The organism is Streptomyces sp. NPDC006335 (genome assembly GCF_040612795.1).
Taxonomy (GTDB): domain Bacteria; phylum Actinomycetota; class Actinomycetes; order Streptomycetales; family Streptomycetaceae; genus Streptomyces.
The window spans coordinates 218699-233047 of the sequence record NZ_JBEXQX010000009.1; the positions used below are offsets into that span (position 1 = coordinate 218699).

Sequence of the window (14349 nt, forward strand, 5' to 3'; positions counted from 1 at the left end):
CGGCCACGACATCCTCAACGGTCCACTCTCTCACCCGTGCCGGACGGGTCGGCGCTTTCCGCTTCGGTGTCCGCCGTCAGGTCACTCGGCTGCTCCGGGTCTTCCGCCCCGGGCCCGGTGCCGGCCTCCTCCTTGAGACGGTCCGCGGGGGCTTCCGGGTTCTCCGGGCCGTCCACGGCTTCGCCCGCCTCGTCGTCGGGGCCGTTCTGCTCGGCCTCACGGGCCGCCGCGCGCTTGCGCTGGGTGTACATGCGGAATCCTGCCAGCACCAGCAGCAGGACACCGCCGCCGATGACGAGCATCACGGTGGCCGTGAACTCGGTGACCTTCACGTCGAACCTGACGGGCTGGCCGTACGGCTGACCGTCCTCCGTGTACAACTGGGCGATCACCGAGGCTTTGCCGTTGGCGTTGGCCGTCGTGGTGAACTTCACCGTCTGGCTGTGGCCGCCCGAGACCTCCACGCGCTGCTCGTAGTAGGAGGAGCCGCCGATCTCGAGCCGGTTCGGGCTCAGCGAGGTCAGCCGCAGCCTCAGGTGCTCGACTCCCTGCACCAGGTTGTTCTGGACGGTCACGGGGATCGTGGCGCTGCGTCCGGAGAGCTTGGTCTCCGACTTGTCGATCAGGCTCACCTGGGAGGTCAGTTCGTCGAGGTAGGCCTCGACATCACCGCGGAAGCTGCTCGCCTCGGTGGCGCGGCCCCGCCACGACGTGGACATCTCGCGGTTCATGGCCCGCCCGAAGGGGGTCACGACGCGGGACTGGTCGGAGAGGATCACCTTGAAGTTGTCGAGCTTGTTCTGTGTGCTCGCCATCTGCTGGAAGGCCCACTTCGGCAGCTCCTGCTTGCGCAGCGAGGCGGGGTAGGCGGACGTGGCGGGCACCTTGGTGGTGGCCTCGGGGTCGGGCTTGGCCGCGGCCGCCGCCGTGAGCTTCTGGGGCTGTGACCAGTTCCCGCTCTGCAGCGCGGTGATGGCTTCGGCCATGGCGTCGGCCTGGCCGGCCGTGGGCATGCGTTGCGGGGCGACGACGACGCTGCGCTGCTTGTCCGTCTGGAGGTCCAGAGCGAGGCTCTGGGCGAGGAACCGCTGCACGGCGAGCGTGGCGGACGAAGCCTTCGTCAGATCGCCCTGGAAGGCCGTGGACAGCCGCGCGTCCGCGACCACCGCCGTGGTGCCGCCGCCGATGGGGCGGGCCGCGGTAGGCGTGTACGACAGTCCGGCGGTCTCCTGGAGGCTGTCGCTGCGGGCGATCACCTTGTCGGCGCCGGCGGAGGTGGCGACCTTGACGATCGACGGGTCCACGGCGCCGTTCACGGGCCAGGCGAAGTCGGTGCTCGGGCTCACGTGGAGCACGGTCCTCACCGTGGTGGCCGCGACGTCGGTGGCCTCGTCGAGATGGCTGAGCGAGCCGGTGACGCTCGTGCCGTTGTGGGCCAGGGAGGCGAGGTCGGGATCGGCGAAGGGAAGCGCGACGACCTCCTTGTCCTCCACCGCCTTCTGCAGCCTGGCCAGCCACTGCTTGGCCAGCGCCTGGTGGGAGCCCGGGACGGTGGTGTCGCCGTCGCCCTGGATCCGGTAACTGCGGGTCATCGCGTCCACGGACGCCAGCAGGTCCGGATCGATCACCCACGTGACGTCCAGGTTCTCGCCCAGCGACAGCATCTGGTCCAGCCGGCCCCCCGCCGAGATCTCCTCGGCGAGGTCGTCGTTGAGGAAGACCGGCGTCTGCTGGGCGTTCGAGCCGGTCTCCGCCGTCATGTGCACGGTGGAGATCAGCGGCCACAGGAACGTCGTCTTCGTCTTCGTGTCCACCTCGTCGGACTGCCAGGGCAGCAAGGTCCGCTGGATGCCCAGCTGCTGGTCCCACGACTGTGCGGCGGTCTTGCCCGACACGGAGACCGCGAACTGGTAGACCCCGGCGTCACCGAGGTCCAGCTCGTCGACCGGCACGGAGATGGAGAAGGGCTGGGCGACCCCGGGGGTCAGCTTCGCGAACTTCGCCACGTACTTCCCGCCGACCTCGGAGCCCGTGGCGCCCTGGAGCGAGTCCTCGTCGTCGGTGACGGTGTCGATCGACGAGCGGGTGTTCAGCTCCGGGCCCACCTGCAGCCCCACGTGGGCGGCCGAGACGGCCTGCTTGCCGGTGTTGGTCACCGTCCCCGACACGGTGAGCGTGTCACCCTCCGTAGGCGCGCTGGGGCTGAGTGTGTCGATCGCGACGGAAACCGATCCGGAGTCGTCGGCGGCCTCAGCGGGCGCGGCGGCGGAGAGCTGGCACAGGCCGGCCAGTAGCGGGACCCCTGCGAGCAGGGCCCCGGTACGCCGCAGCCAGCGGCGGGCAGGTGAGGGACTCGTCCCCTGGAAGTCTGCCGCCTCGGCCACGCGCTCGCCCGTCCCTCGTCGTCGTCAGTGGTCGTCGGAATGTGCGTCCACGCATGGTAACGATGCGCGTTGAGGGGAAGTGCCGCGGACCGCTGCACAAGATCGGGGGACGCTGCCGCACTGTCCTGAATGTGCACGTATAAGAGGGAGCACGTGCGTGAGTCTCCGGAGCAGACCTTGTGCAGGCCCGTATGGCGAGTCTGTGCACGTTTAATGGAGGCGCCCGGGAACCCGCGAGCCACGTACCCTCTTCTGTTGTGCCGAACGCCAACGAAGACAATCTCAGTGCTCCGAGTCAGGTGCAGGACCGCGCGGTGAACGAACCGCTCGAAGTCGCGCCTGTCGCCGACGACCTCGCCCGCCGGTTCCAGGAGGCCGGGTTCGCACTCGCCCTGGTCGGCGGTTCGGTCAGGGACGCACTGCTCGGCCGGCTCGGCAACGACCTGGACTTCACCACCGACGCCCGTCCTCAGGACGTTCTGAAGATCGTCCGGCCGTGGGCGGACGCCGTGTGGGAGGTCGGGATCGCCTTCGGCACCGTGGGGGCGCAGAAGGACGGTTACCAGATCGAGGTGACCACCTACCGGTCCGAGGCGTACGACCGCACCTCACGCAAGCCCGAGGTGTCGTACGGCGACTCCATCGCGGAGGACCTCGTCCGGCGTGACTTCACGGTGAACGCGATGGCCGTCGCTCTCCCGGAGAAGAAGTTCATCGACCCGCACGGCGGCCTCGACGACCTCGCGGCGCGTGTGCTGCGGACGCCGGGCACTCCCGAGGCGTCCTTCTCGGACGACCCGCTGCGGATGATGCGGGCCGCGCGCTTCGCGGCGCAACTCGACTTCGAGGTGGCGCCCGAGGTGGTCACCGCGATGACGGAGATGTCCGGCCGTCTGGATATCGTCTCCGCCGAGCGGGTCAGGGACGAGCTGAACAAGCTCATTCTGTCCGCCCACCCGCGCAAGGGACTGACCCTGCTGGTCGACACGGGTCTCGCCGAGCATGTGCTGCCGGAGCTCCCGGCCCTGCGCCTGGAGAGCGATGAGCACCACCGGCACAAGGACGTCTACGAGCACACGCTGATCGTCCTGGAGCAGGCCATCGCGCTGGAGAACGAAGGGCCCGACCTGACCCTGCGCCTGTCCGCGCTGCTCCACGACATCGGCAAGCCGCGCACCCGTCGCTTCGAGAAGGACGGCCGGGTCTCGTTCCACCACCACGAAGTGGTCGGAGCGAAGATGACCAAGAAGCGGATGACGGCGCTCAAGTACTCCAACGAGCTGGTGAAGGACGTCTCACGGCTCGTCGAACTCCATCTGCGGTTCCACGGATACGGCACCGGGGAGTGGACGGACTCGGCGGTTCGCCGCTATGTGCGGGACGCGGGCCCGTTGCTCGACCGGCTCCACAAGCTGACCCGCTCGGACTGCACGACCAGGAACAAGCGCAAGGCAGCCGCGCTGTCGCGTGCCTACGACGGTCTGGAGGAGCGGATCTCCCAGCTTCAGGAGCAGGAGGAGCTGGACTCGATCAGGCCTGACCTCGACGGCAACCAGATCATGGAGATCCTCGGTGTGGCACCCGGTCCCGCTGTGGGCCGCGCGTACAAGCACATGCTGGAGCTTCGCCTGGAGAACGGGCCGATGGAGCGTGACGAAGCGGTGGCCGCGCTCAAGGAGTGGTGGGCCGCGCAGGGCTGAGGCTGCGAAACGGGTCATGTTTCACGTGAAACATGACCGCGAACGCATCGAGGGGCGGTGTTTCACGTGAAACATCGCCCCTTCATCGTTCCCTCGCCACCTGTCGTTGCCTCGTCATGGTCACAGCGATTGCCGCGTAGAGGACGGCGACGATGACCACCAAGGCCGCCGAGCGACCGTCCGGTGGCAGAATCAGGGCGGCTACGGCCGCCGCGCCCACGAAAGCGATGTTGAACAGGACGTCGTAGACGGAGAAGATCCTCCCCCGGAACCCGTCGTCGACGCAGGACTGCACGATCGTGTCCGTGGCGATCTTCGCGCCCTGGGTGACCAGGCCCAGTACGAACGCCGCGACGAGCATGGGGGCGGTGGTGAAGGGGAGCCCGAGAGCGGGCTCCAGTATCGCGGCGGTCGCCGCGCAGACGACGATCCAGCGCACCGCTCCGAGCTTGCGCGCGGCCCAAGGAGTGAGGATCGCGGCAACGAAGAAGCCGACGCCCGAGATCCCCAACGCCAGCCCCAGCAGAGCCAGTCCGTCGTCCGGATCGGACGTCAGGGCGTACCGGCAGAGCATCAGCACCATGACGAGCAGAGCGCCGTAGCAGAACCGCATGACTGACATCGCTGCGAGTGCCCGGGCGGCCGGCCGACGTGCGGGTGCGGTCAGATGCCGTACGCCGGCGACCAGGTCGCGGGCAGTACCGGTGAGGACAGTGCCCAGGCGGGGTTGGACCGTCGCGCGGTCCGGACCCAGCAGTTCCGGTGGCATGCGCAGCGCGGCGAGCGCACCGCACAGGTACAGTCCCGCTCCCAGCAGCACCACCGCCGCGTCGGAGTCGGCGACCAGCAGCCGTACGAGGAAAGCGAGACCGCCGCCCGCGGTCGCGGCGAGCGTTCCGGCCGTCGGGGAGAGGGAGTTGGCGATCACCAGACGTTCCTCGTCCACGACACGGGGCAGTGCGGCGGACAGACCGGACAGGACGAAGCGGTTGACGGCGGTGACACACAGGGCGGAGACGTAGAAGAGCCAGTCCGGGACATTGCTGAGCATCAGGGCGGCTGTCGCCGATGCCAGCAGGGTGCGCACGAGATTGCCGTAGAGGAAGACCTGGCGGCGGCGCCAGCGGTCCAGGAGGACGCCGGCGAAAGGGCCGACCAAGGAGTACGGGAGCAGCAGGACCGCCATCGCGGAGGCGATCGCCGTGGCAGACGTCTGCTTCTCCGGGGAGAACACGACGTAGGCGGCGAGCGCGATCTGGTAGACGCCGTCGGCGCCCTGGGAGAGCAGGCGCACGGAGAGCAGCCGCCGGAAGTCCCGGAAGCGGAGAAGGGCACGCAGATCGCGGACGACGGACATGGGGCACAGCCTCACATACGGCGAAGGTCCCCGGGCGACAGCCCGGGGACCTTCTGCAGCCCTGGCAGGAGCGTTTTGAGTGAGCCTTAGCGCTCGACTTCACCCTTGATGAACTTCTCGACGTTCTCGCGGGCCTCGTCGTCGAAGTACTGGACCGGCGGGGACTTCATGAAGTAGCTGGAGGCCGACAGGATCGGGCCGCCGATACCGCGGTCCTTGGCGATCTTCGCGGCGCGCACGGCGTCGATGATGACACCCGCGGAGTTCGGGGAGTCCCAGACTTCCAGCTTGTACTCCAGGCTCAGCGGCACGTCGCCGAAGGCGCGACCCTCGAGGCGGACGTAGGCCCACTTGCGGTCGTCGAGCCACTGCACGTAGTCCGACGGGCCGATGTGGACGTTCTTCGCGCCGAGATCCCGGTCGGGGATCTGAGAGGTGACGGCCTGCGTCTTGGAGATCTTCTTGGACTCCAGGCGCTCGCGCTCGAGCATGTTCTTGAAGTCCATGTTGCCGCCGACGTTCAGCTGCATCGTGCGGTCCAGGACGACGCCGCGGTCCTCGAACAGCTTCGCCATGACGCGGTGCGTGATGGTGGCGCCGACCTGCGACTTGATGTCGTCACCGACGATCGGGACGCCCGCCTCGGTGAACTTGTCCGCCCACTCCTTGGTGCCGGCGATGAAGACCGGGAGGGCGTTGACGAAGGCGACCTTGGCGTCGATGGCGCACTGGGCGTAGAACTTCGCAGCGTCCTCGGAGCCGACGGGCAGGTAGCAGACGAGGACGTCGACCTGCTTGTCCTTGAGGACCTGGACGACGTCGACCGGGGCCTCGGAGGACTCCTCGATGGTCTCGCGGTAGTACTTGCCGAGGCCGTCGAGGGTGTGGCCGCGCTGGACGGTCACGCCGGTGTTCGGCACGTCGCAGATCTTGATGGTGTTGTTCTCGGAGGCGCCGATGGCGTCGGCGAGGTCGAGACCGACCTTCTTCGCGTCGACGTCGAACGCCGCGACGAACTCGACGTCACGAACGTGGTAGTCGCCGAACTGGACATGCATCAGCCCGGGGACCTTCGACGCCGGGTCGGCGTCCTTGTAGTACTCGACTCCCTGAACCAGCGACGCGGCGCAGTTGCCCACGCCGACGACGGCTACGCGAACCGAACCCATTCCGGTTGCTCCCTGTGTGTACGAGTGAGGCCCTGGCAGGGACCTCACGTGGCGGTGTCGCCGGGCGTATCCGGACCGGGGGTGTCCCCGGGCCGGGGCAGGACGCCCGGCGCTCCCTCTGTGGTGTCACGAGCGGCCTCTCCGTGGCCGGGGCCCTTCAGGTCCCGGCCGGCCCGCTCGCTCTCGATGAGCTCGTTCAGCCAGCGCACTTCGCGCTCCACGGACTCCATCCCGTGGCGCTGGAGCTCAAGCGTGTAGTCGTCGAGGCGCTCCCGGGTGCGTGCCAGCGAGGCACTCATCTTCTCCAGGCGCTCCTCCAGCCGGCTGCGGCGGCCTTCGAGGACTCGCATGCGGACGTCCCGCGAGGTCTGCCCGAAGAAGGCGAAACGAGCGGCGAAGGTTTCGTCCTCGTACGCGTCGGGGCCCGTCTGCGAGAGCAGCTCCTCGAAGTGCTCCTTACCTTCCGCCGTCAACCGATAGACGATCTTGGCGCGACGCCCTGCGAGTGGTGCGGCGAGGGCGTCCTCGGTGGTGTTCCCCGGTTCCTCGATCAACCAGCCGTTCGCGACCAGCGTCTTGAGGCAGGGGTAGAGCGTGCCGTAGCTGAAGGCACGGAACACACCCAGTGAGGTATTGAGACGTTTGCGCAGCTCATAGCCGTGCATCGGGGACTCGCGGAGCAGGCCGAGCACGGCGAATTCGAGGATCCCGGAACGCCGGCTCATCGTCGCCTCCTCGTCACTGTCTCGCCCCGATGTATCGACTCGATACATCAAGACGATAGAACGCCCTTCCGGAAGCGACAAGTGGGAGGACGGTGAACGGGATCACATCAATGATTCATGCGAACCAAGTTGCCTGATTTGGGGTGAACTTCGGGGCTCGGCGGGTTTTGACGGTGCGTAGTCTGTGCGGCATGCACACCACCGGGGACCGAGTGACGCCTGGGGGGCGTCGCTGTCCCGGTGCGGTACGGATGAATGCGCGACCGACCACATCCGTACTTCGGGGGGACCGGAAACCAGCCGCCGTTTCCAGGCGCGCAAAGGTGCGCCTGCCCGAGGAGTAGTCGTTCGATGAGCGAGCACCGTCGCAAACCGCCGCAGCCGCAGGGAGGCGGACGTGCCGCGGCCCGACGCGGCCAGTCCGGCTCGTCCTCCGGCCGCCGCGCGGCTCCGCGAGGCGCCACCGGGTCTCTTTCCGACTCCTATGGGACGAGTTCCCAGGAGTCGGCCTCCTACGGTCCGGGAGGCGAGGAACGCCAGTACGGCAGCCGTGCCGAGGCCCGCCGTGCGGCCCAGAGAAGCACGGGCGGTGGTCGCCGCAGAGGGGCGGAGCCTGCTCGCGGAGGCAGGCGCGGGGCGCCGGCCGGTCGGGGACGGCCGTCCGATCCGAGCAAGAAGCGGCTCGTCGACTACCCGCGCGCGGGCAAAAACGGCGTAGCACGCTGGGTGCCGTCCTGGAAGCTGGTGACGGGCCTGTTCATCGGCTTCATCGGAAGCCTGGTGGCCGTGGCCGGCATCGGATACGCGGTGGTGTCCGTGCCCGACCCGGCGCAGACCGCGACGGCTCAGAACAACGTCTTCTACTGGCGTGACGGCAGCCAGATGGTCGCCACGGGTGGTGAGACCAACCGTCAGATCGTCAACCTCGCGCAGATCCCGAAGGCGATGCAGTACGCCGTCGTCTCGCAGGAGAACAAGACCTTCTACACCGACAGCGGTATCGACCCCAAGGGCATCGCCCGCGCCGTGTTCAACATGGCGAGGGGCGGCAACACGCAGGGTGGTTCCACCATCACCCAGCAGTACGTCAAGAACGCGCGCCTGGACGACCAGTCCCAGACCATCACGCGCAAGTTCAAGGAGATCTTCATCTCCATCAAGGTGGGCGCCACGGTCAACAAGGACGAGATCATGGCGGGGTACCTGAACTCCGCCTACTACGGGCGCAATGCTTACGGCATCCAGGCAGCCGCGCGCGCGTACTTCAACAAGGACGCCAAGGACCTGAATCCGGGCGAGTGTGCCTTCCTGGCCGCCACGCTGAAGGGCGCCACGTACTACGACCCGGCGGGTGCGACCTCCATCGACCCGGCCAATGCCAGGCCCGAGGACAACGCCAGGCGGGCCCTGCGGCAGATGCAGGACACCCTGGACAAGATGGTCGAGTACGGCCACCTCAGCGCGGCGGAGCGGGCGAAGTACACCACGCTGCCCAGGTGGCAGAACCCCCGGTCCAACACCCAGCTCAAGGGGCAGATCGGCTATCTGGTCGACCTCGCCAAGGCCTATCTGGTCAACAACAAGATCATCAGCGCCGACCAGCTCCAGCAGGGTGGCTACTCGATCTACACGACCTTCGACAAGAAGAAGGTCGGTGAGCTCGAGGCAGCGGTCAAGAAGGTCCGCAAGGAGAACATCGATCCCAAGAAGCGCCCGGACAAGGACACCTACGTCCAGTTCGGCGGGGCGTCGGTGGAACCGGCCACCGGGGCGATCCGGGCCTGCTACGGCGGCGAGGACGCGACCACCCACTTCACCAACAACTGCGACTCCACCGGTGCCCAGGTCGGCTCGACGTTCAAGACGTTCGTGCTCGCCGCGGCGATGAAGTGGGGTGTGCGCGATCCGGATCTCGGTGAGAGCCAGGCGCAGGACGAGCGCACGGTCGTCAACGCGAAGAGTCTGTTCAGCGGCAAGAACGACCTCAAGATCGAGAACTACGACGGTTCGATCTGGAAGAACGAGGAGGGCAAGGAGTGGCTCCAGGAGAACGACGGCAAGCAGTCCTACGGCTCTCCGCCCAAGTACCAGATCGATCTTCGTGAGGCGATGCGGGAGTCGGTGAACTCCGCCTTCGTGCAGCTCGGCATGGACGTCGGCCTGGACAAGGTGAAGGAGGCGGCCATGGACGCGGGCCTCAAGGAGAACAGCCTGGCCGGCACCAACTACCCGTCCTTCTCCATCGGTATCTCCGACCCCAGCGCGATCCGCATGGCGGGCGCGTACGCGACCTTCGCGGCGAGCGGCAAGCAGAACGAGCCGTACTCCGTCGAGAAGGTCACGAGCAAGGACGGCGACGTCTTCACGCACAAGGCGCAGCCTGAGCAGGCCTTCGAGAAGAAGGTCGCCGACAACGTCACCGATGTCCTCAAGACCGTGGTCGAGGACGGTACGGGTACCAACGCCCAGCTGACCGGCCGTGATGTGGCGGGCAAGACCGGTACCACCGACGGCAACAAGTCCGCCTGGTTCGTCGGGTACACCCCGCAGCTCTCCACGTCGATCACCATGTTCCGGCTGGACGACGACGAGACCAAGAAGAACCGCACGTTCCTCGAGATGTACGGAACGGGTGGCCAGGAGAAGATCCACGGTGCGTCGTTCCCGTCCGAGATCTGGCACGACTACATGGAACAGGCGCTGAAGGGTCAGAAGTCGATCCCCTTCCCGACGCCGGAGCCTATCGGTCAGATCGTCAACGAGGAGCCGAGCCCGACGCCCACCCCGACGCCCACGGAGACCGAGTCGGCCACCCCGACTCCGACCCCGACGCCCAGCCAGTCGCTCATCACACCGACGCCCACGGCGTCCGAGACCTGCCGGTTCGACTGGCAGTGCGACGACACAGGCGGTACCGACAACGGTGGCACCGACGGAGGGGTGAGCTCGACGCCCACGGCCACAGCGACCGACCCGAACGGCGGCAACACCAACGGCAACGGCAATGGCAATGGGGGCCTCTTCGGCGGCCCGGGCGGTTAGTCGCCAATGCCCCGTCGAGGGTGTTTCACGTGAAACATGGGCCGTCGCACCCACGAGGTGCGGCGGCCCTCGGCGTACTCCTGGCCTCGTACGGCAGGATGGGCCGCATGCCCAGTGCTGAATCGACGCCAGCGAGCGTGCACGAGTCGGACCCGGTGCGTCCGACCAAGGACGACGAGGTCTCCAGGAACGGCAGTGAGTTCATCGGTGGCCCTCTCGGGCGGCGCGCCCTGCTGGGGGCCTCCTGGTGGACGCCCGTCCGGGTCATCGCTCTCGTGGCCATCGGCGTGTTCGCGCTCGGCCTGGTCCAGAAGGCGCCCTGCTACAACGGCGGCTGGTTCTTCGGCGCCAGCTCCCAGTACACCCACGCGTGCTACTCGGACATCCCGCACCTCTACCAGGGGCGCGGCTTCGCCGACGGACTCGTCCCGTACTTCGACAAGCTCCCCGGCGACATGCAGTACCTCGAATACCCGGTGCTGACCGGTGTGTTCATGGAGGTCGCCGCCTGGCTCACGCCCGGCAGCGGCAGCATCCAGCACCAGGAGCAGTGGTACTGGATGGTCAACGCCGGAATGCTGATGGTCTGTGCGGCCGTCATCGTCGTCTGTGTGAGCCGGACCCACGCCCGTCGGCCCTGGGACGGCCTGCTGGTCGCCCTGGCGCCCGCCTTCGCGTTGACCGCCACCATCAACTGGGACCTGCTGGCGGTCGCTCTGACGGCCTCAGCGATGCTGATGTGGGCGCGGGGCCGCTCGCTCGCCTTCGGTGTCCTCCTGGGGCTCGCCACGGCCGCCAAGCTCTACCCGGTCTTCCTGCTGGGGCCGCTGTTCGTGCTGTGCTGGCGGGCCGGCAAGTGGCGGGACTTCGGCAAGGCCCTGGGCGGTGCGGTCGTCTCCTGGCTCGTGGTGAACCTGCCGGTGATGTACTTCGCCTTCGACGGCTGGTCGAAGTTCTACACGTTCAGTCAGGAGAGGGGGGTGGACTTCGGGTCCTTCTGGCTGGTCCTGGCCCAGAACTCCTCGGACCCGCTGAGCACCGAAACCGTGAACACGCTCGCCATGCTGCTGGTGCTGCTGTGCTGCGCGGGCATCGCGGCGCTTGCCCTGACCGCTCCGCGTCGGCCGCGCTTCGCCCAGCTCGCCTTCCTGATCGTCGCCGCGTTCATCCTCACCAACAAGGTCTACTCGCCGCAGTACGTCCTGTGGTTGGTGCCGCTGGCCGTGCTGGCCCGGCCGAAGTGGCGGGACTTCCTCATCTGGCAGGCGTGCGAGGTGGCGTACTTCCTGGGGATCTGGATGTACCTCGCGTACACGACCAGTGGGAACGCCCACAAGGGTCTGCCGACCGACGGCTACCACTGGGCCATCGGACTGCATCTGCTGGGCACGGCCTACCTGTGCGCGATGGTCGTGCGCGACATCCTCATGCCGGAACGGGACGTGGTGCGCCGGGCCGGCGACGACGATCCATCGGGCGGTGTGCTCGACGGAGCCGAGGACGTCTTCGTGTTGGGCCCCGCCGCCCATCCGCCCCGGCACGCGGCCCCCTTCGACGGACCGCAGGTGGAGTGGGGCAGCGACCGGGAGTCCACCGAGCGTTCGCTCTGAGCGAACAGCACCCTTGCGGCGTACGCCGATTGGGTCACACCAGCGAAAAGGCCGCACACGGAAATCCCGTGTGCGGCCTTTCCGCGTGCGGTTCTCGACGCGTTCTAGCGGTCGACGATCCGGTCGAACTGGGTGGTGGTGTGCCGCAGATGGGCCACCAGCTCCTCGCCGACCTTCGGCTCCGGGGCGTCCGAGGGCACGAACAGGATGGAGACCTGCATGTGCGGCGGTTCGGCGAACCAGCGCTGCTTGCCGCCCCAGACGAACGGAGAAAGGTTCCGGTTGACCGTGGCCAGGCCGGCCCGGGCAACCCCCTTGGCGCGCGGCATGACGCCGTGCAGGGCCTTCGGGGCCTCCAGGCCCACCCCGTGCGACGTACCGCCCGCCACGACGACCAGAAAGCCGTCGGAGGCCGCCTTCTGCTGCCGGTAGCCGAAGCGGTCCCCCTTGGAGACGCGGGTGACGTCCAGGACGGCGCCGCGGTACTCGGTGGAGTCGTGGTCCCCGAGCCACAACCGGGTCCCGATGCGGGCGCGGAAGCGGGTCTGCGGGAACTGCTGCTGCAGCCGGGCGAGGTCCTCGGCCTTGAGGTGGCTGACGAACATGGTGTGCAGCGGCAACCGGGCCGCGCGCAGCCGGTCCATCCAGCCGATGACCTCCTCGACGGCGTCCGAGCCGTCGGTGCGGTCCAGCGGCAGGTGGATCGCGAAGCCCTCCAGGCGGACGTTCTCTATGGCGGCGTGCAGTTGCGGCAGGTCCTGCTCACTGATGCCGTGCCGTTTCATCGAGGACATCACCTCGATGACCACGCGGGCGCCCACCAGGCCGTAGACACCGTCGATCGACGACACCGAGCGGATCACCCGGTCGGGCAGCGGTACGGGCTCCTCGCCCCGGCGGTACGGCGTCAGCACCAGCAGGTCGCCGCCGAACCAGTCCTTGATCCGAGCGGCCTCGTAGGTCGTGCCGACGGCGAGGACGTCCGAGCCCAGCCGGGTGGCCTCCTCCGCCAGCCGCTCGTGCCCGAAGCCGTAGCCGTTGCCCTTGCAGACCGGCACGAGTCCCGGGAACTGCTCCTGCACGTGCTTGTGGTGCGCCCGCCAGCGCGCGGTGTCGACGTAGAGCGTGAGCGCCATGGCCGGACCCGGAACCTTTCTAGTGGCTGCGGTGTATCAGAGGTGTGCGAACTATTGAAGCGAAGAACGCGACGTCAGCGGCGCGACATGTAGATGTCGAGGGCCTTGTGGAGCAGCTTGTTGAGCGGGAAGTCCCACTCGCCGAGGTACTCGGCGGCCTGCCCGCCCGTGCCCACCTTGAACTGGATCAGACCGAAGAGGTGGTCGGTCTCGTCCAGCGAGTCGGAGATGCCCCGCAGGTCGTAGACGGTCGCGCCGAGCGCGTAGGCGTCACGCAGCATCCGCCACTGCATCGCGTTCGAGGGCCGGACCTCACGGCCGATGTTGTCGGAGGCGCCGTAGGAGTACCAGACATGGCCGCCGACGATCAGCATGGTCGCCGCCGACAGGTTCACGCCCTCGTGACGGGCGAAGTACAGCCGCATCCGGTTGGGGTCCTCGGAGTTGAGGGCCGTCCACATGCGCTGGAAGTACGACAGCGGGCGGGGCCGGAAGTGATCGCGCACCGCTGTGATCTCGTACAGCCGCTGCCATTCCTCGAGGTCCTGGTAACCGCCCTGGACGACCTCGACGCCGGCCTTCTCGGCCTTCTTGATGTTGCGCCGCCACAGCTGGTTGAAGTTCTTGTGGACCTCTTCCAGCGACCGGTTCGCGAGCGGCACCTGGTAGACGTAGCGGGGCTGCACGTCACCGAAGCCGGCCCCCCCGTCCTCGCCCTGCTGCCAGCCCATGCGGCGCAGCTTGTCGGCGACCTCGAAGGCGCGCGGCTCGATGAAGTCGGCCTCGATGTCGCGCAGGCGCTTGACGTCCGGGTTCTGGATACCGGCCTTGATGGAGGTGGCCTCCCAGCGCCGGATGATCACCGGAGGGCCCATCTTCACGGAGAAGGCGCCCTGGTGCTTGAGGTGCGCGAGCATGGGTTCCAGCCACTCGGTCAGATTCGGCGCGAACCAGTTGATGACCGGGCCCTCGGGCAGATAGGCGAGGTAGCGCTTGATCTTGGGGAGCTGGCGGTAGAGGACGAGGCCCGCGCCGACCAGCTCGCCGGTCTTCTCGTCGAACCAGCCGAGGCTCTCCGAGCGCCATTCCGCCTTGACGTCTGCCCAGGCAGGAACCTGCATGTGGCTCGCCGAGGGCAGGCTCTGGATGTACGCCAGATGCTGCTCGCGACTGATCGTCCTCAGGGTCAGGCTCATTCGGGGCGCTCCTCGGGCTGGTGTGTCCCC

9 protein-coding genes are annotated in these 14349 nt (G+C 67.8%); 3 read left to right on the plus strand and 6 right to left on the minus strand.

Annotated elements, in window-relative coordinates; translation table 11 throughout:
- Nucleotides 1-14: 14 nt before the first annotated feature.
- A complete protein-coding gene (locus ABZ098_RS25335; protein WP_356594750.1) occupies nt 15-2384 on the minus strand; it encodes a DUF6049 family protein in 2370 nt (789 codons plus the stop codon).
- 257 nt (nt 2385-2641) lie between these two features.
- Between ABZ098_RS25335 and ABZ098_RS25340 the strand changes: the two genes are divergently transcribed.
- Nucleotides 2642-4084: a CCA tRNA nucleotidyltransferase gene (locus ABZ098_RS25340; protein WP_356594752.1), complete on the plus strand. Its 1443-nt coding sequence runs from the start codon at nt 2642-2644 to the stop codon at nt 4082-4084.
- Between the two features lie 82 nt (nt 4085-4166).
- On the opposite strand, the gene ABZ098_RS25345 is transcribed toward ABZ098_RS25340, so the two are convergent.
- From ABZ098_RS25345 to ABZ098_RS25355, 3 genes are all read right to left on the minus strand, one after another.
- Nucleotides 4167-5441: an MFS transporter gene (locus ABZ098_RS25345; RefSeq protein WP_356594754.1), complete on the minus strand. Its 1275-nt coding sequence runs from the start codon at nt 5439-5441 to the stop codon at nt 4167-4169.
- A gap of 86 nt (nt 5442-5527) precedes the next feature.
- Nucleotides 5528-6610 (minus strand): inositol-3-phosphate synthase, encoded by a 1083-nt coding sequence (locus ABZ098_RS25350; protein WP_356594756.1) that lies wholly within the window; start codon nt 6608-6610, stop codon nt 5528-5530.
- Between the two features lie 44 nt (nt 6611-6654).
- Nucleotides 6655-7335 (minus strand): PadR family transcriptional regulator, encoded by a 681-nt coding sequence (locus ABZ098_RS25355; protein ID WP_356594758.1) that lies wholly within the window; start codon nt 7333-7335, stop codon nt 6655-6657.
- A 351-nt stretch (nt 7336-7686) separates the two neighbouring features.
- On the opposite strand from ABZ098_RS25355, the gene ABZ098_RS25360 reads away from it, so the two are divergent.
- Nucleotides 7687-10377, plus strand: a complete 2691-nt coding sequence (locus tag ABZ098_RS25360; protein WP_356594760.1) for a transglycosylase domain-containing protein — start codon at nt 7687-7689, stop codon at nt 10375-10377.
- Between the two features lie 107 nt (nt 10378-10484).
- Nucleotides 10485-11987: a glycosyltransferase 87 family protein gene (locus tag ABZ098_RS25365; RefSeq protein ID WP_356594762.1), complete on the plus strand. Its 1503-nt coding sequence runs from the start codon at nt 10485-10487 to the stop codon at nt 11985-11987.
- 104 nt (nt 11988-12091) lie between these two features.
- On the opposite strand, the gene ABZ098_RS25370 is transcribed toward ABZ098_RS25365, so the two are convergent.
- Entirely contained in the window at nt 12092-13123 is a 1032-nt protein-coding gene (locus ABZ098_RS25370) for an alanine racemase (protein WP_053846236.1), read from the minus strand.
- 74 nt (nt 13124-13197) lie between these two features.
- Nucleotides 13198-14319 carry a peptidoglycan bridge formation glycyltransferase FemX gene (gene femX / locus ABZ098_RS25375; RefSeq protein ID WP_123990363.1) on the minus strand — a complete coding sequence of 374 codons (1122 nt, stop codon included), beginning with the start codon at nt 14317-14319 and terminating at the stop codon, nt 13198-13200.
- Nucleotides 14320-14349: the final 30 nt, after the last annotated feature.